This is a genomic window from Myxococcaceae bacterium JPH2, assembly GCA_016458225.1.
Classification (GTDB): Bacteria; Myxococcota; Myxococcia; order Myxococcales; family Myxococcaceae; genus Citreicoccus.
The window spans coordinates 1-21,057 of record JAEMGR010000017.1; the positions used below are offsets into that span (position 1 = coordinate 1).

General features: G+C 68.2%; 17 protein-coding genes. 11 read left to right on the forward strand and 6 right to left on the reverse strand.

The genetic code is table 11. The features are described from left to right. Positions 1-366 precede the first annotated feature (366 nt). From JGU66_24575 to JGU66_24585, 3 genes are all read left to right on the forward strand, one after another. Positions 367-3,171: a protein kinase gene (locus JGU66_24575; GenBank protein ID MBJ6763960.1), complete on the forward strand. Its 2,805-nt coding sequence runs from the start codon at positions 367-369 to the stop codon at positions 3,169-3,171. A 103-nt stretch (positions 3,172-3,274) separates the two neighbouring features. After that, positions 3,275-4,645 carry a lysine 2,3-aminomutase gene (locus JGU66_24580; GenBank protein MBJ6763961.1) on the forward strand — a complete coding sequence of 457 codons (1,371 nt, stop codon included), beginning with the start codon at positions 3,275-3,277 and terminating at the stop codon, positions 4,643-4,645. Further along, positions 4,645-5,871 carry a KamA family radical SAM protein gene (locus tag JGU66_24585; protein MBJ6763962.1) on the forward strand — a complete coding sequence of 409 codons (1,227 nt, stop codon included), beginning with the start codon at positions 4,645-4,647 and terminating at the stop codon, positions 5,869-5,871. Before JGU66_24580 ends, JGU66_24585 begins: the two co-directional genes overlap by 1 nt. A 128-nt stretch (positions 5,872-5,999) precedes the next feature. Here the strand turns inward: JGU66_24585 and JGU66_24590 are convergent, their stop codons facing one another. The 3 genes from JGU66_24590 to JGU66_24600 form a co-directional block, all read right to left on the reverse strand. Continuing rightward, the gene (locus tag JGU66_24590) at positions 6,000-6,641 is read right to left on the reverse strand and encodes a hypothetical protein (GenBank protein MBJ6763963.1); all 642 of its coding nucleotides are present in this window, start codon (positions 6,639-6,641) and stop codon (positions 6,000-6,002) included. 100 nt (positions 6,642-6,741) lie between these two features. Then, a complete protein-coding gene (locus JGU66_24595; GenBank protein MBJ6763964.1) occupies positions 6,742-7,077 on the reverse strand; it encodes a hypothetical protein in 336 nt (111 codons plus the stop codon). A 39-nt stretch (positions 7,078-7,116) separates the two neighbouring features. Next, entirely contained in the window at positions 7,117-7,665 is a 549-nt protein-coding gene (locus tag JGU66_24600) for a hypothetical protein (protein MBJ6763965.1), read from the reverse strand. A gap of 69 nt (positions 7,666-7,734) precedes the next feature. Here JGU66_24600 and JGU66_24605 point away from each other — a divergent pair, with 69 nt between their 5' ends. The 7 genes from JGU66_24605 to recJ all read left to right on the forward strand — a co-directional run bounded on the left by JGU66_24605 (position 7,735) and on the right by recJ (position 16,568). Next, positions 7,735-8,841 carry a SpoIID/LytB domain-containing protein gene (locus tag JGU66_24605; GenBank protein MBJ6763966.1) on the forward strand — a complete coding sequence of 369 codons (1,107 nt, stop codon included), beginning with the start codon at positions 7,735-7,737 and terminating at the stop codon, positions 8,839-8,841. Between the two features lie 57 nt (positions 8,842-8,898). Then, positions 8,899-9,984 (forward strand): tRNA preQ1(34) S-adenosylmethionine ribosyltransferase-isomerase QueA, encoded by a 1,086-nt coding sequence (gene queA / locus JGU66_24610; GenBank protein MBJ6763967.1) that lies wholly within the window; start codon positions 8,899-8,901, stop codon positions 9,982-9,984. A gap of 5 nt (positions 9,985-9,989) precedes the next feature. Beyond that, positions 9,990-11,174 carry a tRNA guanosine(34) transglycosylase Tgt gene (tgt, locus tag JGU66_24615; protein ID MBJ6763968.1) on the forward strand — a complete coding sequence of 395 codons (1,185 nt, stop codon included), beginning with the start codon at positions 9,990-9,992 and terminating at the stop codon, positions 11,172-11,174. Between the two features lie 145 nt (positions 11,175-11,319). Continuing rightward, entirely contained in the window at positions 11,320-11,667 is a 348-nt protein-coding gene (yajC, locus tag JGU66_24620; protein ID MBJ6763969.1) for a preprotein translocase subunit YajC, read from the forward strand. Next, positions 11,667-13,439 (forward strand): protein translocase subunit SecD, encoded by a 1,773-nt coding sequence (gene secD, locus JGU66_24625; GenBank protein MBJ6763970.1) that lies wholly within the window; start codon positions 11,667-11,669, stop codon positions 13,437-13,439. The genes yajC and secD overlap by 1 nt, the downstream gene beginning before the upstream one ends. 26 nt (positions 13,440-13,465) lie before the next feature. Next, a complete protein-coding gene (gene secF, locus JGU66_24630) occupies positions 13,466-14,635 on the forward strand; it encodes a protein translocase subunit SecF (GenBank protein ID MBJ6763971.1) in 1,170 nt (389 codons plus the stop codon). A 220-nt stretch (positions 14,636-14,855) separates the two neighbouring features. Next, positions 14,856-16,568, forward strand: a complete 1,713-nt coding sequence (gene recJ / locus JGU66_24635; GenBank protein MBJ6763972.1) for a single-stranded-DNA-specific exonuclease RecJ — start codon at positions 14,856-14,858, stop codon at positions 16,566-16,568. A 3-nt stretch (positions 16,569-16,571) separates the two neighbouring features. On the opposite strand, the gene JGU66_24640 is transcribed toward recJ, so the two are convergent. The 3 genes from JGU66_24640 to JGU66_24650 all read right to left on the reverse strand — a co-directional run bounded on the left by JGU66_24640 (position 16,572) and on the right by JGU66_24650 (position 19,011). Further along, entirely contained in the window at positions 16,572-16,799 is a 228-nt protein-coding gene (locus JGU66_24640; GenBank protein ID MBJ6763973.1) for a YHS domain-containing protein, read from the reverse strand. 164 nt (positions 16,800-16,963) lie between these two features. After that, positions 16,964-17,725: a hypothetical protein gene (locus JGU66_24645; GenBank protein ID MBJ6763974.1), complete on the reverse strand. Its 762-nt coding sequence runs from the start codon at positions 17,723-17,725 to the stop codon at positions 16,964-16,966. Positions 17,726-17,736: 11 nt separating this feature from the next. Next, the gene (locus JGU66_24650) at positions 17,737-19,011 is read right to left on the reverse strand and encodes a hypothetical protein (GenBank protein ID MBJ6763975.1); all 1,275 of its coding nucleotides are present in this window, start codon (positions 19,009-19,011) and stop codon (positions 17,737-17,739) included. Positions 19,012-19,168: 157 nt separating this feature from the next. Here JGU66_24650 and aspS point away from each other — a divergent pair, with 157 nt between their 5' ends. Continuing rightward, on the forward strand, positions 19,169-20,983 hold the full coding sequence (aspS, locus tag JGU66_24655) for an aspartate--tRNA ligase (protein MBJ6763976.1): 1,815 nt from the start codon (positions 19,169-19,171) through the stop codon (positions 20,981-20,983). Positions 20,984-21,057 lie beyond the last annotated feature (74 nt).

A 21,057-nucleotide genomic window follows, 5' to 3' on the forward strand; every position in this document is an offset into this window, starting at 1 on the left:
GCCCCTGCCCCGAGTTGGAGTTGGGCCCTTCTGCTCGGCCCCTGCGGCGCTTCGCGTCCGGGCCGGCTCGCCATGGGCTGCTTGCTCCCGCAGGACCTGGCAAGCCCTCCTCCCCGTCATTGCGTTTCAGTCCGTGGGCGGTCCTGCGTTCGATGCGCGGGCGCACGGATTCGGTGCTCCGCGGCGCGGGAAGACGGGGCGCGCACCTGTAGCACTCAAACTCTCAAACTCGCGGATTCGTTGAGGAAACGCCTTCTGTTGGGCGTTTGACTCGTCGTCCGTGCTGGGTCTAGAGTCCCTCCACTCCGCTTGGTCTCTGCGCCGCCTGCCGCGGTGCGTACCCCCGGCGCCGGGCGGCTCCACGAGATGAAGAAGCCGACCTTCTTTGGGAAGTACCTGCTCCTCGAGCGCATCAACGTCGGCGGCATGGCGGAGGTGTTCATCGCGAAGGCCTTCGGTGTCGAGGGCTTCGAGCGCATCCTGGCCATCAAGAAGATCCTCCCGACGATGGCCGAGGATGAGGAGTTCATCACGATGTTCATCGACGAGGCGCGGATCAGCGTTCAGCTGAACCACGCCAACGTCGTGCACATCCACGAACTCGGGAAGCATGACGACACGTACTTCATCGCCATGGAGTACGTGGCGGGTCGGGACGTGCGGACCATCCTGGAGCGCTACCGTCGCCGCAAGGAGATCATGCCCACCGCTCAGGCGGTGTTCATCGTCTCCAAGATGTGTGAGGGCCTCGACTACGCGCACCGCAAGAAGGACGCGCGCGGTCAGGACCTCCACATCATCCACCGCGACGTGTCGCCGCAGAACATCCTCGTCTCCTACGAAGGCGAGGTGAAGATCATCGACTTTGGCATCGCCAAGGCCGCCAATCGCTCGCAGAAGACGCAAGCCGGCATCCTCAAGGGGAAGTTTGGCTACATGAGCCCGGAGCAGGTCCGGGGCATGCCCATCGATCGGCGCAGCGACATCTTCGCCGTCGGCGTGCTGCTGTACGAGATGCTCACGGGCGAGAAACTCTTCGTCGGCGAGTCCGACTTCTCCACGCTGGAGAAGGTGCGCAACGCGGACGTCCCCACGCCTCGCGAGTTCAATCCGAACATCTCGGCGGGGCTGGAGAAGGTGGTCATGAAGGCTCTCGCGCGAGAGCCTGAGGAGCGCTACCAGTGGGCGTCTGACCTGCAGGAGGACCTCATGCGGTTCCTCCTCGCGGGCGATGCCATCTACTCGTCGAAGCATCTGTCCGGGTACATGAAGGAGGCCTTCGCGGAGGACTTGCTTCGCGAGGCCGAGAAGATGGAGCGCTATGCCTCCGTCGAGCGTCCGGATCAGATTGAAACATCGGGCGTGACGGTCCCTCCGCCGTCGCCGCGCCCGTCTCGGGCCAGTCGCGCGGTCGCGGGGCCTGCTGCGGGCCGCTCGCCCACGGCGCCTGCCGCACCTGCTCCGGGGTATGTGCCCCCGCCCACGGCTGAAGAGCTGGCCGAGATGGATGGCGCGGCAGACAAGACGCAGATCGTCGACTCCACCAACGCCGCTTTCCTCTCACCTGAGACTCGGGTGGCCGAGAGCAGTGTGGTGGTGGATGACAGTGCCACGGGCCGCACCGAGAACCCGATGGCCAAGGTGAGCAGCACCAGCGCCGCCTATCCCAGCCCCTATTCAGGTCAGGAGTCCTCGCGCGCTCCCAAGAGCAAGAGCGGGCCCAAGGCTCAGGTGGTCATCGGCGACGAGGAGGGTGAGGGCTACGCCGGCGCCACGATGATTGGTCCGGCGCCGTCGGCGCCCCCTGCCCGAGGCCGGCCCGCTGCTCCCGAGCCGGAGGAGAGCACTGGGAACATGGTCGTTCCGTCCAACCTGCGCTCGAATGGCGCGCGTGGACGGGCCCGCCAGGAGGAGCCGCCCGAGGATGAGGTCGGCGACGGCTACGACGCGCCTCCGGAAGACGATGGGTACGGCCAGCAGGGGCCGGACGACTACGGTGACGAGGAGCGCGGCGCGGCCGAGCAGGACGAGGAGACCGCGGGCTCTCGGGCGCCGGGTGGGGCGAAGAAGCCCTCCAAGCCCGCGAAGAACCCTCCCGCGAAGCCTGTGAAGGCGAGCGCGCCTGCCAAGGCGAAGGCGTCCAGCGGGAAGGGGATCCCCAAGCCCGCCATCATCGGCGCTGCGGCGCTCGTGGCCTTGTTGCTGGTCGCGGGGCTCGCCGTCGTCATGCGGAAGCCCTCGACGGGCTCTGCGACGTTCGTCGTGACGCCGTCGGCTGGTGCCACCGTGAAGGTGGATGGGCGACCGGTGAAGATCAACGACGTCGTGGCGCTGAAGCCCGGTCGGCATCAGGTTGCGGCGATTGCTCCGGGGTATCAGCCCCTGGTTCAGCAGGTCGACGTGGTGGCTGGGCAGGAGGCCGCTGTCGTCAGCCTTCAGCTCGTCCCCTCGCAGCCTCCTGGGAACACGCCTCCACCGCCGCCCGAGCCGAAGCCCACTCCCGTGGCGGCTCAGGAGCCGTCTGGTGTGAAGCCGACCCCCGAGGTCAAGCCCACGGCCACGCCGGAGCCGGTCGAGAAGCCCGCGCCGGAGACCAAGCCGACGACCGTCGCCACCCCCGAGCCCACACCGCCGCCGAAGCCCGCGACCTTCACCGCTACGTTCGATGGCGATGATGGGGCGGAGATCTCCGTTGAGGGCAAGCCAGCGGGGAAGGCTCCGAGCGCTCGAATGCCTGGGCTGACAGTGGGCAAGTCCTACAAGTTCACGGCGCGCCTTGCGGGCTTCAAGCCGTACTCGGGCCGCTTCGAGTCGGATGGGAGCGATGAGCTCAAGGTGACCTTCGCGTTGGAGAAGGAGCCAGAGCGGGAGCCGCCACCTTCTCGGACGCCGAAGCCGGCGCCGCCGCCGCCCGTTGCCGCGGTGAAGGCTCCCCCCAAGGCCGCGGTGATGGGCAAGTTCGCTTGCAGCACCAAGCCCGCGGGCGCGCAGATCTGGGTGGACGGAAAGAACACCGGACGCGAGACCCCCGTGGCGTTGGGTAATCCGCTGATGCTGCCCGTGGGCAAGCGAAAGATTGTCTTCAAGCTCAACGGCAAGTCGACCAAGCCTCAGGTCGTTCCTATCTCTGAGGACGGGGTCGCCAAGCTGGTCAACGTGCCTATCGAATGAGCGTGCTGGCATCCGACACCCGCTCCGAATTGTTGAAAGGAGAGGGTGCTCGGGGCGTTATGACGCCCCCGCACGCGACGCTAAACGCTAAGGTGACGCGCCCATGACGACGACGCACATTCGGGGCAAGGCCGAGGCCGGCCCTGCTCAGCAGCCCTTTACCTATCCGCTCCGTAAGGAGTTCATCGAGCCCGACTGGCGCCGCATTCCTGGCTACAAGGACGTGACGGCCGCGGAGTGGGAAAGCGCTGTCTGGCAGCGCAAGCACACCGTCAAGAACCTGAAGGAGCTGAAGGCGACCCTGGGCGCCCTGCTTCCCGAGGACCTGGCGGAGAGCATCGAGCAGGACCAGAAGCAGCGCGCGACGATGTCGCTGCTCGTCCCCCCGCAGATGCTCAACACCATGAACCTGGAGGACCTCTGGAGCGATCCGGTCCGCAGGTACATGCTCCCCGCGCTGGCGGACCGTCGCACGGACTGGCCCAACCACCCGAAGGCCAGCCGCGACAGCCTCCACGAGCAGGACATGTGGGTCGTCGAGGGCCTCACGCATCGCTATCCCACCAAGGTGCTGGCGGAGATGCTGCCCACCTGTCCCCAATACTGCGGGCACTGCACGCGCATGGACCTGGTGGGCAATGACGTGCCCCAGGTGTCCAAGCACAAGTTCGCGGTGGGACAGAAGGAGCGCTACGAGCAGATGCTCGACTACCTGCGCCGCACGCCCACCGTGCGCGACGTGGTTGTCTCCGGCGGCGATATCGCCAACCTGCCCATCCAAGCCCTGGAGCCGTTCGTCAGCGCGCTGCTGGACATCCCGAACATCCGGGACATCCGTCTGGCCAGCAAGGGCCTGATGGCCATTCCGCAGCACTTCCTCCAGGATAGCGTCCTGCAGGGGCTGGACCGTCTGGCGAAGAAGGCCATCGAGCGGGGCGTGGACCTGGCGCTGCACACGCACGTCAATCACGCGCAGCAGCTCACGCCGCTCGTGGGCAAGGCCGTGCGCAAGCTGCACGAGATGGGCTTCCGAGACGTGCGCAACCAGGGCGTGTTGCTGCGCGGAGTGAACGACAGCTCGCAGGCCCTGCTGGACCTGTGCTTCACGCTGCTCGATCACGCGAAGATCCTGCCGTACTACTTCTACATGTGCGACATGATCCCCAACAGCGAGCACTGGCGGCTCTCGGTGGATCAGGCGCAGAAGCTCCAGCACGACATCATGGGCTACATGCCGGGCTTCGCCACGCCGCGCATCGTCTGTGACGTTCCCTTCGTGGGGAAGCGCTGGGTGCATCAGGTGGCCGAGTACGATCGCGAGCGCGGCATCTCGTACTGGACGAAGAACTACCGGACCAGCGTGGAGGCGAATGACGCCGACGCGCTCAGCCGGAAGTACGAGTACTTCGATCCGATCGACGTGCTGCCCGAGGCCGGTCAGGCGTGGTGGCGGGAGCAGCAGAAGGCGGCGTGATGATTTCCTCCGTGCTTCCGGTGACCGGTTCACCGGAGCCGCGTACCGCGCGTCCCTCGACGAGTGTTCAGGGGCGCGCGCGTCTGTTCCCCTCCGCGACCGATGCGGAGTGGAGCGATTGGCGCTGGCAGCAGCGCCACGCGGTGCGCAACTTGGAGCAGCTCGAGAAGTACATCGCGCTGACTCCCGATGAGCGTGCGGGCGTGCAGGAGACGTCCGAGCTGTTCCGCATTGGGATCAGCCCGTACTACCTGTCGCTCATTGATCCCGAGCATCCCTTCTGCCCGGTGCGCATGCAGTCCATCCCGGTGCGCGCCGAGGCACGGATCCGCCCGGGCGAGCTGACGGATCCGCTGGGCGAGGACAAGACGCGTCCGGAGGAGTGCATCGTCCACAAGTATCCGGACCGAGTGCTCTTCCTCGCCATCGACACGTGCTCGGTCTACTGCCGGCACTGCACGCGGCGGCGCATCACCAAGGGCGGTGAGGCGGAGCTGACCAAGGATCAGATTCGCCGGGGCATCGAGTACATCGAGCGTCACCCCGAGGTTCGTGACGTCCTCATCTCGGGAGGGGATCCGTTCCTTCTCAGTGAGGAGCGGCTGGAGTCCATCCTGGAGCCGCTGACTCGCATCCCGCATGTGGAGATGATCCGCATCGGGACGCGCGTGCCGGTGTGTCTGCCCATGCGTGTGACGGACTCGCTCGCGCGCATGCTGCGGCGCCATGCGCCCGTCTATGTCATCACTCACTTCAATCACCCGAAGGAAGTGACGGCCGAGGCTCGCGAGGCGTGTGAGCGATTGGTGGACCACGGTGTGCCGGTGGAGAACCAGGCCGTGCTGATGCGGCGGCTCAACTCGGACGCGCGCATCATCAAAGAGCTGTCGCACGTTCTGCTGCGCAGCCGGGTGCGGCCGTACTACCTGCACCAGATGGATGTGGCCGAGGGCTGCGAGCATCTGCGTACGCCCATCGCGAAGGGCGTGGAGATTCTCCAGCAGCTCCGCGGGTTCACGTCCGGGCTCGCGGTGCCACACCTCGCGGTGGATCTGCCCGGGGGCGGCGGCAAGGTGACGCTTCAGCCGGATTACGTCATCGAGCGCAGCGAGCACGAGACGGTCTTCCGCAACTTCAAGGGTCAGCGCTACGCCTACCCCGAGCCGGAAGAGACTGACTGCTCCTGCCCCTATGACGACGTGTGGCGAGCGCGCGACGCTCGGTGACAGGACTCCCGGGGGAGAAGGCCCGGGAGTTTCGAGGTTCAGCACTCACGCCTGAGTTGCTTGGCGCTGTCCTGGGCCAGACCTGTGATGCGGAGACTCTCGGAGGGAAGCGTCGAGGGGCTGCTTGCTCAGTGCGAGCGCTTGCCGTGCTTGGCGCTGCCTGACTTCTTCGCGCTGCCGCCCTTCTTGGAGGACCTCGAGACGGCCTTCGTGGGAAGGGGCTCGGCGTCCTCGGGGGCGGCGGCTACCTCTTCACCTGCGGCGGGGAGGGCTTCGCCCGGCAGGCCCACTTCGACGATGGGAGGGGCGTCCGCAGTGGCCTCCAGCTCCACAGGATCCGCGTCGCTGAAGCCCTTCTGGATGGGGATCTCGCCGTTGGCCGGGCCCTCGGGGGGCTTCTTCGCGGCCTCTTGGGCGGCGGCGACCTTGGCGGCCTCGTCCTGGCGCTTCTGCGCGGCGTCCGCCTGCGCGCTGTCCTCCCGGCCCATCCGCGCCGTGTAGCGCGCGTACTCCTTCGCGGAGACGCCGTGCTTGGCCAACACCTGCGAGGAAGCCTCCGACTGCTGGCGGATGACCTCCTTGCGCTCGGCGCTGCTCAGCTCGGATGGCTTCCGGTTGCCGTTGGCCGCGTCCACCTTGGCCTGGGCCTTGCTCTCGTCTCGGCGAATCTCCGCGACCTTCTCGGGCGTCAGGGCGCTGTCCTCCGCGCGGGAGGAGGCTGGCAACGCGAGGCACGCTGCGGCCAGGGCGAGAGAGAGACGGGGGGACATGGGGGCTCCTCGATGCGAACCGGGAAGACGCGGCATCTAAGCATGCCCCCGAGACGGGCGCACCACGCGATGCGTCCCTTGCTCGAGATGGGCCCGCGTCTTAGCCGTTCTGGCAGCGCGCGCACTCGTCGTTGGCGTTGGCGCACTGCTCGCGGGCTTGGGCGCAGCGGGGCGGGAGATCATCGCGGTCGGCGTTGCGCTCCGCGAGCGCGCAGAGGTGTTCCGCCGCGGCGCAAGTCTCTGGCGCGAGGGCGCAGCGGTCCCCGCAGGACAGGTCGTCCTCGTGGGCTCGCGATTCCAACTCCTCGAGACGGGACGAGGCCGCGTCGAGGGCCGCGTCGTCATCTCCAGCCACACGGGTGTCGACATGCTTCGCGCAGCCAGCCACGGCGAGGCCGACCGCGAGTGCCAGCAGGGAGGTCCGGAGCGTCCGCATGGCATTCCCCATAGGCACGGCTCGACAGGGCGTCCAGCCTCAACGCCGCTCGGGTGAGGACATGTGACGTTCGGGCCGCGGAGTGGGCTCCGGGGGGCGCGTCCAATACAGCCACGCGGTGACTGCCAGGAGGGCCAAGACCGCCAGCCTTCGGAGCCAGTCCTCGCGGCGTCGCTTGGGGGATTCGGCGTCCGCTCGGGCGGCGTCGGCCAGCGCGGCCTCGACCTCGGGGCCGGTGGCGTTCAGCCGACGACAAGCGTCCGCCACAGGCACCAGCGCGACGGGCAGCGGCGCCGAGTCTCGCTCCAAGGCCGTGTCCAGCATGCGCGCCCAGGCGGTCTCCTCATCCGCGCTCTCGGGGGGCCTGGCTGGCGCTCCGAGTCGTCGGCTCAGCGCGACTCCGGAGCGCAGGAGCAGCACCTGGAAGGACTCGATGGGGATGCCGTACCAGGTGGCGCACTCGGGGGAGGGGCGGCGCTCGACCAGTCGGCGGACCAGGACGGCGGCGGCGCGAGGCTCCAGGGCGCGCAGGCCGGTGGCGAGGGCGGCAGGGGCGAGGCGGGCCACGTCGGGGACAGAGGTGCTCACGGTGGGAGTCATAGGGCATCCCGCGGCCGTTTTCTTGAGGCGGCGACTTGCCCTCCTACACTCCCGAGCATGTTGCGACCTGTCGCACTGGCACTCCTGTTGCTCTCACCTCTGCCCGCGCTCGCCGTGGAGACCATGCGCATTGCCATGGAGGATGCCGATGGCGAGGTGCGCGTGAGCGGTCGAGGCCTCGCCATGGGGAGTGACGCGGAGGATGCCCAGTTCGTCCCGCTGTCGGGCGGACAGGCCTTGGTTCGCCGGCGTGGCGGGAGGCTGGAGGTCAACGGCGCGCCCGTCATGGGAGACGCCGTGCGCTTCCGCGCGGGTGCCGATGCCATTGATGCAGGTGTCCCGGGGGATCAGCCGCTGCGCGCAGGGGGCTCGCAGGTGCGCGGTGACGTGGTGGTTCGCACGTTCAAGGACGGGCTCCAGCTCATCAATGTCATCTCGTTGGAGGACTACCTGGCCGCGGTCCTGGGCAGCGAGATGCCCGTGTCCTTCCCGCTGGAGGCGCTCAAGGCCCAGGCGGTCGCCGCGCGCACGTACGCGCTCCAGAAGAAGCTGGAGGCCTACAGCAACGCCTTCCACCTGGGCAGCAGCGTGCTCCATCAGGTGTATGGCGGCGTCAATCGCGAGGACCCCAAGACGCGCGCCGCCGTGGAGGCCACTCGGGGCGAGGTGCTCACGTTCGAGCTGGCGCCCATCGAGGCCTACTTCCACGCCTCGTGCGGGGGGCGCACCGAGTCGGGGCTCGCCGCCCTCCAGCGCGACCTCCCGTACCTGCGGCCCGTCGACTGCCCATGTGGCCGGCTGCCGGCGAGCAAGTGGACCGCCACGATGTCCGACGGCGAGCTGCGCTCCGCCCTGCGCGCCTCTCCCGAGGGGCTGAAGGTGACGGGGCGCACGGACACGCACCGGGTGACGCGGGTGACGCTCGGGGATGGCTCGGTGGTGGACGGGGTGCAGCTGCGGCGCAAGCTGGGCTACACGCGGCTCAAGAGCCTGGACTTCGACGTCGAGCGCACTGCGCACGGCTACACGTTCTCCGGCCGGGGATACGGCCACGGCGCGGGGCTGTGCCAGTGGGGCGCCAAGGCCCTCGCGGACCAGGGCCGCGACTACCGGGCCATCCTCTCGCACTACTACCCAGGGGCTGAGCTCCAGCACCTGTACTGACCGAGCCTCACCGCGAGATTCCGTGACGGCGCGCGGGCTGCTACAAGCGCTGCCCCCGTGTCGTCACGCCTGTCTGACTACGATTTCGAGCTGCCCGAGGCGCAGATTGCCCAGGCGCCCCTGGCCACCCGCGATGCCTCGCGGTTGATGGTCGTCCGCCGCTCCACCGGCGAGCGAGCCCACCACCAGTTCACGGAGCTGCCGGACCTGCTGCGTCCGGATGACCTGCTCGTGGTGAACAACGCGCGTGTCATCCCCGCGCGGCTGATTGGCCAGAAGGTTGGGACCGGCGGTCGGGTGGAGCTGTTGGTGGTGCGGCCCTCGGCGCCGACGCTGACCTCCGCCGCGCTCGGCGAGGCGCCCGAGGCGCTCGATTGGGTGTGCCTGGGGCAGGCCTCCAAGGGACTCAAGCCCGGCCAGTCCGTGGCGTTCGCCGGTGGGCTGACAGCGGAGGTGCGCGAGGCGCTCGGGGGCGGCGAGTATCAGGTGCGCTTCCACGCGGCGCCGGGCACCTCCCTGGCCACGCTGCTGGATGCGGCCGGGCGATTGCCGTTGCCGCCCTACATCACCCGCGAGCCCGACGCCGCGGACGCCGAGCGCTACCAGACGGTCTATGCGCGCGCGTCTGGAGCGGTCGCCGCGCCCACGGCGGGATTGCACTTTACGGAGGCGCTCTTCGCGACGCTCGCGGCGCGAGGCGTCAAGCGGGTGGAGGTGACGCTGGACGTGGGCCCGGGGACGTTCCTCCCGGTGCGCGACGAGGCGTTGGATCTGCACCGCATGCACCCGGAGCGCTTCACCGTGCCGCAGGCCACCGCCGACGCGGTGAACGAGGCGCGGGCGCAGGGGCGGCGCGTGGTGGCCGTGGGGACCACGGTGGTGCGCACGCTCGAGTCCGCCACGGACGCGCAGACGGGGCGGGTGCGCGAAGGGCCCGGGGAGACGACGATGTTCATCCGGCCGGGCTACGACTTCCGGCAGGTGGACGTGCTCCTCACGAACTTCCACCTCCCTCGGTCCACGTTGGTGATGCTGGTGAGCGCGCTGCTCGGCCGTGAGCGCACGCTGGAGGCGTACCGGGACGCGGTGCGCTCGGGGTACCGGTTCTTCAGTTACGGCGATGCCATGCTGGTGACGGAGTGAGCGCGATGGGCGACGCGGTGCGAAAAGAGAAGGGTGACACGCGGGTGGCGCCGGGGCGGGTGGGCTTCGAGCTGCTCCACGAGGACGCGGGCACGAAGGCGCGCCGAGGCCGGGTCCTCACCCCGCACGGCCCCATCGAGACGCCCATCTTCATGCCGGTGGGCACCGTGGGCAGCGTCAAGGGCGTGGGGCCGGATGACCTGCTCGCGCTGGATGCGCAGATCATCCTCGGCAACACGTACCACCTGATGCTGCGCCCCGGAGAGCCGCTCATCGGGGAGATGGGGGGCCTGCACCGCTTCATCTCGTGGGAGCGGCCCATGCTGACCGACAGCGGCGGCTTCCAGGTGTTCAGCCTGTCCGAGAAGCGGAAGATCACCGAGGAGGGGGCCTTCTTCCAGTCGCACCTGGACGGGGCCCGGCACTCGCTCACGCCCGAGCGCTCCATCGACATCCAGGAGACGCTCGGCGCCGACATCATCATGGCCTTCGACGAGTGCCCGCCCTCCACCGAGGACCGCTCCTACCTGGAGAAGTCCCTGGCGCGCACGACGCGGTGGCTGCACCGGTGCGTGAAGGCCTGGAGCCGCGAGCGCTCGTCGCTGTTCGGCATCGTCCAGGGTGGCCTCCACGAGGACCTGCGCAAGCGCCACGCCGAGGAGGTGTGCGCGGTGGACCTGCCCGGGTACGCGCTGGGGGGCTACTCCGTGGGCGAGGCTCCCGAGGCGATGCACGCCGGGGTGGCGTACTCCGCGCCCCTCTTGCCGAGGGACCGGCCGCGCTACCTGATGGGGGTGGGGACGCCGGTGGACCTGGTGACGTGCGTCGAACACGGCGTGGACATGTTCGACTGCGTGCTGCCCACCCGTTGCGCGCGCAACGGGCTGCTCTTCACCTCGGAGGGCAAGCTCGTCATCCGCAATGCGGCATACGCGAAGGATCAGCGCCCGGTGGACCCGGCCTGCTCCTGCTACACCTGCAGGACGTTCAGCCGCGCCTACCTGCGCCACCTGTTCGCGGCGGGGGAAATCCTCGCCATGCGGCTCAACACCCTGCACAACCTGCACTACTTCCTCACGCTCATGGCGGATGTGCGCAAGGCCATCGCGGAGGACCGCTACGCCACGTTCGCCCGGGAGTTCCGGGCCAAGGCCCACGCCCAGGAGGCCGAGCGGACCCGTGGCCGGTAGACAACCGGTTGGATTGCCAGGGTTCCGGCGTTCACTTGCTCGCGTGGGACGCCCTTGCTAAGAGGCCCCCCTTTCGGATGAATTTTCGCCCCCCCGATTCCAGGGGGGAACGTTCCGGGTCCTTCCTCAACGAACGAGGCAGTGCGTGGCAGAGAGCTTTCTGATTCTGGCGCAGGCAGGTGGCGGGGGCCCGTTGCCCACCGTGGGATTCCTGATCTTCCTGGTGGCGATCATGTACTTCGTCATGATCCGGCCCCAGCAGAAGCAGCTCAAGGAGCACCGCAACCTCCTGGCGGGCCTGAAGAAGGGCGACGAGGTCGTCACCGCCGGCGGTCTGCTCGGGAAGATCCACCAGGTGGACGAGCGCACCGTGACGATCGAGATCGCCAACGGCGTGCGTGTCCGCATGCTCAAGACGTCCATCACCGCTCGGGGCGGGGTGGCGGAGGGCGCGCCGGCCAGCGCCGACGAGAAGAAGAAGGAGGAGAAGTAATGGACCGCGGCTGGTGGTGGAAGTTCAGTTTCATTGTCGCGGTGACGCTGGGGACCATCTGGTTCCTGGTTCCCACCTACTACTCGTTGGTCGTGCTCGATCGCTCCGAGCGCAACAACATCGCCGTGCTGGAGCAGCGGCTGCCCAAGTGGGCGCCCCCCGCGAAGTACCGCCTGAACCTCGGGCTGGACCTTCAGGGTGGCATCCACATGGTGATGCGGGTGGACACCAAGACGGCCCTGCAGAAGCGCACCGAGCGCCGCGGGCAGCAGATCGCCAACTTCGTCAACGACAAGAAGCTGGCGACGGTGACGGCGGACACGGATCCGGAGCGGCTCCAGCTGACGCTGACCGTCAGCCCCGAGAGCGCGATGGACGCCGTGGAGAAGGACGTCCTCAGCACCTTCGGTGACTTCAGCAAGGTCGGCCGCAATGGCGACAAGCTGGTGCTGGCGCCGGACGAGGGCCAGATGACGCGCTTCCGCGAGGAGGCCGTGGATCAGGCGATGCTCGTCATCCGCCGCCGCATCGACAAGTGGGGCGTGGCCGAGGTCGACGTGCGCAAGCTGGGCACGGACTCCATCCAGATCTCCCTGCCGGGCCGCAGCAACCCGGAGCAGGCCAAGGAGTTGGTGGGTACCACCGCGCAGCTCGAGTTCCGGATGGTGGATGACACCAATCCCCAGTTCTTCGCGGAGATGGTGAAGCAGCACCCGCCCTCTCCCGAGAGCAAGGTGACGCTGACGGACACCGAGGGCTTCCCGCAGCTGTCTTCGCCCAGCCGCGAGGCGCTGCTGGAGTACGCGAAGGGCAAGGTCCCGGACAACCGCCAGGTGCTGACCGAGTGCGTGGCCAACCCGGTGAAGAAGAACGACTGTCTGTCGTACCGCAGCTACCTGGTGGAGAAGGAGTCGCCGCTGACGGGTGAGAGCCTGTCGGGCGCGGATGCCTCCATCGGGCAGATGAACGAGCCCGAGGTGAACCTCGCGTTCGACGCCGCGGGCGCGCGCGAGTTCGAGAAGCTCACCGAGGCGGGCGTGGGCCGTCGCATGGCCATCGTGCTGGATGACAACGTGCACTCGGCGCCGCGCATCAACGAGAAGATTGGCGGCGGTCGGGCGCGCATCACCATGGGCCGCGCGGGCGCTCGCAGCTTCGATGAATGGCTGGGCGAGGCGCAGACGCTGGCGCTGGTGCTCAAGGCGGGCGCGCTGCCGGCCCCGGTGACGGTGGGCGAGATTCGTCAGGTGGGCGCGACGCTGGGTGACGAGCTCATCAAGAAGGGCAGCCTCGCGGCGGCGGTCGGTCTGGCGCTGGTGGTGGTCTTCATGGCCATCTACTACCGGAAGACGGGCCTCATCGCGGACGTGGCTCTGCTCCTCAACGGCCTGCTCATCCTCGCAGGTCTGGCGTTCTTCAACGCCACGCTGACGCTGCCGGGCATCGCGGGCTTCGTGCTGACGCTGGGCATCGCGGTGGATGCCAACGTGCTCATCAACGAGCGCATCCGCGAGGAGCTCAGCCACGGCAAGAGCGCGCGGGCGGCGGTGGACCAGGGCTACGATCGAGCCTTCTGGACCATCTTCGACGCGCACGTCACCACGCTCATCGCTGGCTTCATCCTGTTCTTCACGGGAACGGGGCCGGTGCGAGGCTTCGCCACCACGCTCATCGTGGGACTGCTGGCGTCCCTGTTCACGTCCATCGTGGTGACCCGCGTCATCACGACCTACTTCGTCCACGGCCGTAACGCGCAGACGGTGTCGGTCTAAGCCGGCGCCGCGCACGGGAAACCGCCATGCAGATCATCAAGCACAAGACGAACATCGACTTCATCGGCAAGCGCAAGCCTGCCATCTTCATCTCCACCCTGGTGAACCTGGCCATCATCGTGGGCATCGCCACGGTGGGGTTCAACTTCGGCGTGGACTTCGCCGGCGGCACGGTGGTGGAGCTGAAGTTCAACCACCCGACCACCGCCGCGGACGTCCGCGAGCGCGCCCAGAAGGGCGGCCTGCACGACGTGAGCGTGCAGGGCATCGGTTCCTCGGAAGAGAACGCGTTCCTGCTCCGCATGGGCGGCGTGACGCAGCTCACCGAGGAGGGCGCGGAGAAGGCCAAGCAGGCCATCCAGGGGCTGGGGCAGGTCCGCAACGTGTACGCGGACATGGCCAACGGCATCATCAACTTCCGCTCGGCGACCCCGCTGGCCGCCGCGGCCGTGAAGCAGGCCGTGGAGAGCACGGGCACGGGCGTGCAGGAAGTGCGTGACCTGGGCGCCTCGCAGGCGGGCAACGGCTTTGACTACCAGGTCGTCGCGAGCGGCATGGCGGACAAGGTGTTCGCCGCGCTGGGCGCCGGGCTGGACAAGCCGGACTTCGAGCAGCGCCGCGTGGACTACGTGGGTCCGCAGGTTGGCAAGCAGCTGCGCAACCGCGGTGTGATGGCGCTGCTGTACTCGATGTTCGCCATCCTCATCTACGTGGCGTTCCGGTTCGACTTCAAGTTCGGCCCGGGCGCGCTGCTCGCCATGGTGCACGACGTCATCATGGTCGCCGGCTACTACTTGGTGAGCCAGCGCGAGTTCAACCTGACGTCCATCGCCGCGCTGCTGACCATCGTCGGCTACTCGGTGAACGACACCATCGTCATCTACGACCGCATCCGCGAGGACATGGCCAAGTACAAGGGCAAGCCCCTGGCCGAGGTCATCAACATCGCGGTGAACGACACGCTGGCCCGCACCATCCTCACCTCGGGCGTGACGGCGCTGTCGCTCATCGGTCTGCTCATCTTCGGCGTGGGCGAGATCTGGGACTTCGCCATGGCGATGCTCGTCGGCATCGTCGTGGGCACGTACTCGTCCGTGTACATCGCGAGCCCGCTGACGCTGTGGCTGGATGAGCGCGCGGCCGCCCGCGAGGCCCGTCACCACGACGGCGCCAAGCACCAGCCCAAGGTCGCCTGAGTCGTCCGCGCGACACTCGCGCGGCGCAACGTGAGGGCCCTCCTCCCGAGGAATCGGGGGCGAGGGCCCTTCGTTTTTTCCCTCGGGCGCGATGCGTTTCTCGGCCTCGCGCAGAGGCTGCCGAGCGCGCGAGGGGGTGGCTGAACGCCTGAGCAGGAAGGAAATGTCGTGGTAAAGGTTGGACTCCCTTCGTCAGACGTCTGAGGTACTGTCCGCCGTCATGCGGTGGCTGATTCCAGACGTGGTGGAGCAGGAGGTGGGCGCGCTGGCCGGAGAGCTGTCGCTGCACCCACTGGCGGCGAAGGTGCTGTTGCACCGGGGGTACCGGACGCCTGAGGCGGCTGCCGCCTTCCTCTCTGACCGACTGGCGGACCTGCCGGACCCGTTCCGGATGAAGGGCATGACGGGCGCGGTGGAGCGCCTGACGCGCGCCCTGCGGCAGCGCGAGAAGGTCACCCTCTACGGTGACTACGACGTGGATGGGGTCAGCTCCACGTCGCTGCTCTACCTGTTCCTCAAGGAGCTGGGCCTCACGGCCGCGACGTACATCCCCCACCGGCTGGATGAGGGCTATGGCCTCAACCTGGGCGCGGTGGAGCGCATCGCCGCGGATGGGACACGGGTGCTGGTGACGCTCGACTGCGGCATCACCTCCGTGGCGGAGATCTCCCGCGCGAAGGAGCTGGGGCTGGACGTGGTGGTGGTGGATCACCACACGGTGCCGCCCACGCTGCCTCCCGCGGTGGCGGTGCTCAACCCGCACCAGCCCGGCTGCGAGTACCCCACGAAGGTGCTGTGCGCGGCGGGCGTGGCCTTCAACCTCTGCATGGGCCTGCGCAAGCGCCTGCGCGAGGATGGCTTCTTCGCCACGCGCAAGGAGCCCAACCTCAAGTCGATGATGGACCTGGTGGCGCTGGCCACCGTGGCGGACGTGGTGCCCCTGACAGGCGCCAACCGCATCCTCGTGGCGCATGGCCTCCAGGAGCTGTCCCAGGGGCGTCGTCCGGGCATCCGCGCGCTGAAGGAAGTGGCGGGCATGGACCCGGACGCCACCGTCACGGCGGGGCAGGTGGGCTTCCGCCTGGGGCCTCGCATCAACGCCGCGGGCCGCTTGCATGACGCGTCCCTGGGCCAGCAGCTCCTGTGCTCCGAGTCGCTGGAGTCCGCGCGCGCGCTGGCGGGCGTGTTGGACCGGGCGAACGCGGAGCGGCAGGGCATCGAGAGCGGCATCCTCACCCAGGCGCTGGCGCAGGCCGAGTCGCTGGGCGACGTGCGCGGCTTCGTGCTCTACGACGAGGGCTGGCACCCGGGCGTCATCGGCATCGTCGCCTCGCGCGTGGTGGAGCGCTTCTACCGGCCCACGGTGATGGTGGGCGTGAAGGACGGCATCGGGAAGGGCTCGGCGCGCAGCATCGAGGCGTTCCACCTGTTCGACGCGCTCAACGGCTGTGCCGACCTCTTCCTGCGCTTTGGTGGCCACAAGCACGCCGCGGGCCTCACCATCGAGGCGGACCGCCTGCCGGCCTTCCGTGAGGCCTTCGAGCGCATCGCCGCTCAGCGCCTCTCGCCCGAGGACCTCATCCCGCGCTGCAAGGTGGATGCGGTGGTTCGACCTGGAGACCTGGACGCCACGGCGGTGGAGTCGCTGCAGCGGCTCGGGCCGTTTGGTCAGGGCAATCCGGAGCCGGTGCTCGTGCTGCGGCACCAGGTGGCCCGTCCGCGCGTGTTGCCGGCGAAGTCGGGTGGTGGGGCGGGGCACCTCAAGCTCGCGCTGCTGGACGCGCCCGAGGTGGACGCCATTGGCTTCGGCATGGCGGACCGCGTGTCGCTGGTGGAGGGGCCGGTGGATCTCGCCTTCCAGGCCGGCTTCGACACGTTCCGCGGGCAGAGACGGTTGTCCCTGCGGCTCAAGGACGTGCGCCAGGCGGCGTGACGGCTACGCGAGTCCCCAGCGCACCCGACCTGGGGTCATCAGCGCGCCGGCCCGTGCCAGTTCGTTGAGGCGGAAGCGCTCGGCTTGATGCTCGAAGGCCCGGCGACAGCGCTCCGAGCAGAAGAAGTACCGACGCTTCTTGTACTCGGCGGAGGGCTGCTCCTCCGTCTCGTCGAGCTGCTTGCCACACACGGGATCCCAATACTTCCCCTGGCCCTGCACGCCTTTCATGGCTCGCCTCCCACCTGGAGGGCCCGCGCCCTCCACACCCACGCCCCATCGTGATGAGAAGCAGGGGGTGTGCCAGGGCTCAACTCCCTGGAACGCCAGGGAGCGAGGAGGCGAGAAGGGAAGCGGCAGGCAAAAACTACCGGCCGCTTCCCTCGGGTGGAGCGTCAGAAGCCGACGCCCGCGCTGGCGCCCAGGTAGAAGTCATTGAGGTAGCCGCGACGCAGCCCCATGGCCTCCAGGCGGAAGGTGAGGTGGAGGTTCCCCTCACGGTTGAGGCTGGGGCGTCCGCGCAGACCCACGCCGTACTGCACCACGGGCTTGAGGCCGTTCACCTTCGTCTCGGCGTCGCCCACGGTGATGGAGGTGTTCTGGTAGGCGAGGCCGGCGCCGGCCTGGGCATAGAAGCCGAAGCTCGACTGGCCCAGGCGCAGCAGGTACGCGGGCGCCACCGTGAGGTAGTGGATGCGCGTGTCGCCGCGGATGAGCGTGGTGCCGTCGCTGAGGCTGCCGTAGAGCCAGCGCAGGTCCGCGAAGAGGGCCTCGTGCAGCGTCTCGTTGTCGATGAGGCGACCGAACTCCCAGGTGACGCGCAGGCCCGCCGCGAGGCGCTTGTCGGAGCCGTTGCCGCGAGCGCTGTCGAGCAAGAGCAGGCCGCCCATCAGCTCGGCGGCGATGCCGAGGTTGGGGTCGTCCAGGCGGGACATCTTCTCGAAGCCTTCCTTGTCGTCGCCGTGCTCGGCGGCGTTGCGGAAGTCATCGGTCTGGTCGACGGTGCGGCGGCGCTGGGCGTACGGGTCCTCCGCGTCGTTGGTCGTGCGCGCGGGCTCGTCGTCCGGGTAGTCGTAGGGGGCGTCATCCTGCTGGGCCAGGGCGGGCGTGGCGAGGAGGAGGGCGCCGGCGAGGAAGGTCTGGAACCAGGTCTTCACGAGGGCGGTCCTCACTGTTTGATGGGCATGCACTTGTTGCCACCAGCGGCGCTGGGAGGGCAGAGGTTGGTCCCCGTGAGCCGGTCGGACGCGATCTGCAGGTGGTCCATGAGCTGATTGCACACGGCCTTCTTCAGGTCCGTGTCCGTCAGGTGCGAGATGATGGGCTTCACGGCCTCGGCCAGCGTGAAGCTGTTCTGGTCGTTCTGGTACTTCTTCATCACTTGGTAGAGACCGGGCGTGACGGTGCTGTCGTCGTTGTACGCGGCCGCGACGGCGCGCATCAGCACCTTCTGTTGATTGGTGGACTGTCCAGCCTGATAGAGCGCGGTGGCCAGGATGGTGCCCAGCCGGTACTCGTAGCCGTTGCCGGACCACGTGGAGAGGTCCATCGAGTACAGGTTGTTGAGGAGCGTGGCATCCAGGCAGCGGTCGGCGCGCGCCAGGTCGCGGCGCTCCACTTCATCCGTGAACGGGCCCTCGAACGAGGTGGCCATGAAGCGGGTGTCGCAGCCGCTCTCCGTGAGGCAGGTGGAGCCGTAGGCGTGGTAGTCCGCCAGGCCCTCGTCCAGCGCCTTCACGATGTTGGCCCCGGGGCTCGGGCTGTCGCTGGCCCAGACGCTGAAGACCTCCGGGAGGCGCTGACCGCCATAGGCCAGGCGGTTGAAGACGTGGTGCGAGTACTCGTGCGCCATGATGCCCGCGTTGAGGGGCAGGGGCGCGCGCTGGATCTGATCGAACGGCAGCACCAGGAAGGCGCGCAGCGGCGAGTAGAAGATGGCGTTGTCCTTGCCCGGCTCCTTGCTCACCTGCGTCTGGATGAAGTCCGGGAAGTAGTGGACCGTGGGGGCCGGACCGAAGTCGGCGACCTTCACGTTGGCCACGGTGCGGAAGTACTCGTTGGCCTTCTCCAGGTTGTAATACGACGTCACCATGTTCCAGGTGTGGAAGTCCGCGGGCCACAGGACGCCGCCCTGGTTGATGTAGCTGGCGGACACGTCGTGCCCCGACTCCTTGATCAGGATGTCCGGCAGCGTCGCCTCCGTGGCCGTGGCGAGCTCGGGGTCGTTCGGGTCGATGACGATGCGCGCGCCACCCTGGAAGTCGGCGATGGTGCCCTTCAGGCCGACGATGTCCTCGATGGTGGTGAGTTCGACTTCCTTGGGTGCGTACTGGCCATTGCTGGAGCGCACGAGGGCGCGGACCTTGACCGGCGCCGGTTCATTGGGCGCGCAGCCGACGGCCAGCCCCAGCACGGCGGCGGCGGCGGTGACTGTTCGGAGCATGGCGTCGTTTTACTCCGGACGGACCGGAACGTGTATTCCCCTGGGAGTGAAGGGACGCGGACTCGGGCGGGCTCGGATTCCTTGACGCGCTGTTTCCTCTATCCGCTATGGTGCTCCGCCTTCTTTCTTCCCCCCGAAAACCAAGCAGGCGGGTGTCATGGCGGTCCCGTTCATTTCCGAGGTCAAGCGTACCCACACTTGCGGCCAGCTCACGGCCGCCAATGTCGGCGAAGAGGTCGTCCTCTTCGGCTGGGTGCACAACCGCCGCGATCACGGCGGCGCGGTCTTCATCGACCTGCGAGACCGGGACGGGCTCACCCAGGTCGTCTTCGAGCCGGACCACGCCGAGGCCCATGAGACGGCCGGGCACCTGCGCCTCGAGTACTGCATCGGCATCAAGGGCAAGGTCGTCTCGCGCGGCCGCAACGTGAACCCGAACATGAAGACCGGGGAGATCGAGATCAAGGCGAGCGATCTCACCATCTTCAATCGCTCGGAGCCCACGCCCTTCCTCATCGAGGACAAGGTCGACACGTCCGAGGAGAAGCGGCTGGCGTACCGCTACCTGGACCTGCGCCGCGGGCCGCTGCAGCGCACGCTGATGACGCGCTCGAAGATGAACTCGCTGACCCGCTCGTACATGGTGGGCAACGGCTTCATGGAGCTGGAGACGCCGTTCATGGGCAAGTACACGCCCGGTGGCGCTCGCAACTTCCTGGTCCCCAGCCGCATCAACCCGGGGAAGTTCTACGCGCTGGCGGAGAGCCCGCAGCTCTACAAGCAGCTCTTCATGGTCGCGGGGTTCGACCGGTACTTCCAGATCGTCAAGTGCTTCCGTGACGAGGACCTGCGGGTGGACCGGCAGCCCGAGTTCACCCAGGTCGACGTGGAGATGAGCTTCGTCACGCAGGACGACATCTTCACCATCATCGAGGGCCTGCTGAAGAAGCTGTGGGGCGAGGTGCTGGGCATCGACATCCCCACGCCCTTCATGCGCATGGACTTCTACGAGTCCATGGCGAAGTACGGCAACGACAAGCCGGACCTGCGCTTCGGGCTGGAGCACGTCGTCCTCACGGACCTCATCCGCGAGCACGGCGAGGCGGGCGGCGTGCCGATGATGTGGGAGGCGGTGCAGCAGAAGGGCATCGTCAAGGCGATGGTCGTCCCGGCGGAGAAGGCGCTCAGCCGCGCGGAGAGCGACAAGCTGGAGGACTTCGTCAAGCAGGCGGGCGCCAAGGGGCTGGCGCGCGCGAAGGTGAGCGAGACGGGCGAGTGGACGCAGTCGCCGCTGAAGACCATCAGCCCCGCGCTGCGGCAGGCCATCAACGCCGCGTGCAACGCGAAGACGGGCGACCTCATCCTGTTCCAGTTCGGCCGCGAGTCGCTGGTGCACACGGTGATGGCGAACCTGCGCGTGCACGTGGCCAAGAAGCTGGGCCTCATCCCCGAGTACGGCAGCGGCGGGCAGTGGAAGTTTCTCTGGGTCGTCAACCCGCCCCTGTTCGAGTACGACGAGGAGACGCACACCTGGGCGGCCGCGCACCACGCCTTCACGCGCCCGCATGACGAGGACGTGCCGTACCTGCTCACGGATCCGGGCCGGGTGAAGTGCCACCGCTACGACGTCGTCCTCAACGGCTTCGAGATTGGCGGCGGCTCCATCCGCCTGCATGACCCGAAGGTCCAGGCCGAGGTGTTCAAGGCGCTGGGCATCCAGGACGAGGAGGCGCGCGCGAAGTTCGGCTTCCTCCTGGACGCGCTGAAGTTCGGCGCGCCGCCGCACGGTGGCATCGCGCTGGGCATGGACCGCCTCGCCATGCTGCTCACGGGCGCCGAGTCGCTGCGCGACGTGATTCCGTTCCCCAAGTCGAAGACGGGCACGGACCTGATGACGGGCGCGCCGGGCGACGTGGACGAGAAGCAGCTGCGCGAGATCCACGTGCGCACCGTGCCGCCGCCGCAGAAGTAGGCCACGCGCGCGGTCGCTTGAGAGGGAGGGGGCGCTGCCTTACGGTGGTGGCCCCTCTTTCGTTTCCGCGGTGC

Excerpts from the sequence above, each read along its gene's own strand:
- JGU66_24650 (MBJ6763975.1), bottom strand. The coding sequence starts at position 19,011 with ATGCTCCGAACAGTCACCGCCGCCGCCGCCGTGCTGGGGCTGGCCGTC.
- JGU66_24640 (MBJ6763973.1), bottom strand. The coding sequence starts at position 16,799 with ATGAAAGGCGTGCAGGGCCAGGGGAAGTATTGGGATCCCGTGTGTGGC.
- recJ (MBJ6763972.1), top strand. The coding sequence starts at position 14,856 with ATGCGGTGGCTGATTCCAGACGTGGTGGAGCAGGAGGTGGGCGCGCTG.
- secD (MBJ6763970.1), top strand. The coding sequence starts at position 11,667 with ATGGACCGCGGCTGGTGGTGGAAGTTCAGTTTCATTGTCGCGGTGACG.
- tgt (MBJ6763968.1), top strand. The coding sequence starts at position 9,990 with ATGGGCGACGCGGTGCGAAAAGAGAAGGGTGACACGCGGGTGGCGCCG.
- JGU66_24590 (MBJ6763963.1), bottom strand. The coding sequence starts at position 6,641 with ATGTCCCCCCGTCTCTCTCTCGCCCTGGCCGCAGCGTGCCTCGCGTTG.
- aspS (MBJ6763976.1), top strand. The coding sequence starts at position 19,169 with ATGGCGGTCCCGTTCATTTCCGAGGTCAAGCGTACCCACACTTGCGGC.
- JGU66_24575 (MBJ6763960.1), top strand. The coding sequence starts at position 367 with ATGAAGAAGCCGACCTTCTTTGGGAAGTACCTGCTCCTCGAGCGCATC.
- JGU66_24595 (MBJ6763964.1), bottom strand. The coding sequence starts at position 7,077 with ATGCGGACGCTCCGGACCTCCCTGCTGGCACTCGCGGTCGGCCTCGCC.
- JGU66_24585 (MBJ6763962.1), top strand. The coding sequence starts at position 4,645 with ATGATTTCCTCCGTGCTTCCGGTGACCGGTTCACCGGAGCCGCGTACC.
- secF (MBJ6763971.1), top strand. The coding sequence starts at position 13,466 with ATGCAGATCATCAAGCACAAGACGAACATCGACTTCATCGGCAAGCGC.
- JGU66_24605 (MBJ6763966.1), top strand. The coding sequence starts at position 7,735 with ATGTTGCGACCTGTCGCACTGGCACTCCTGTTGCTCTCACCTCTGCCC.
- JGU66_24580 (MBJ6763961.1), top strand. The coding sequence starts at position 3,275 with ATGACGACGACGCACATTCGGGGCAAGGCCGAGGCCGGCCCTGCTCAG.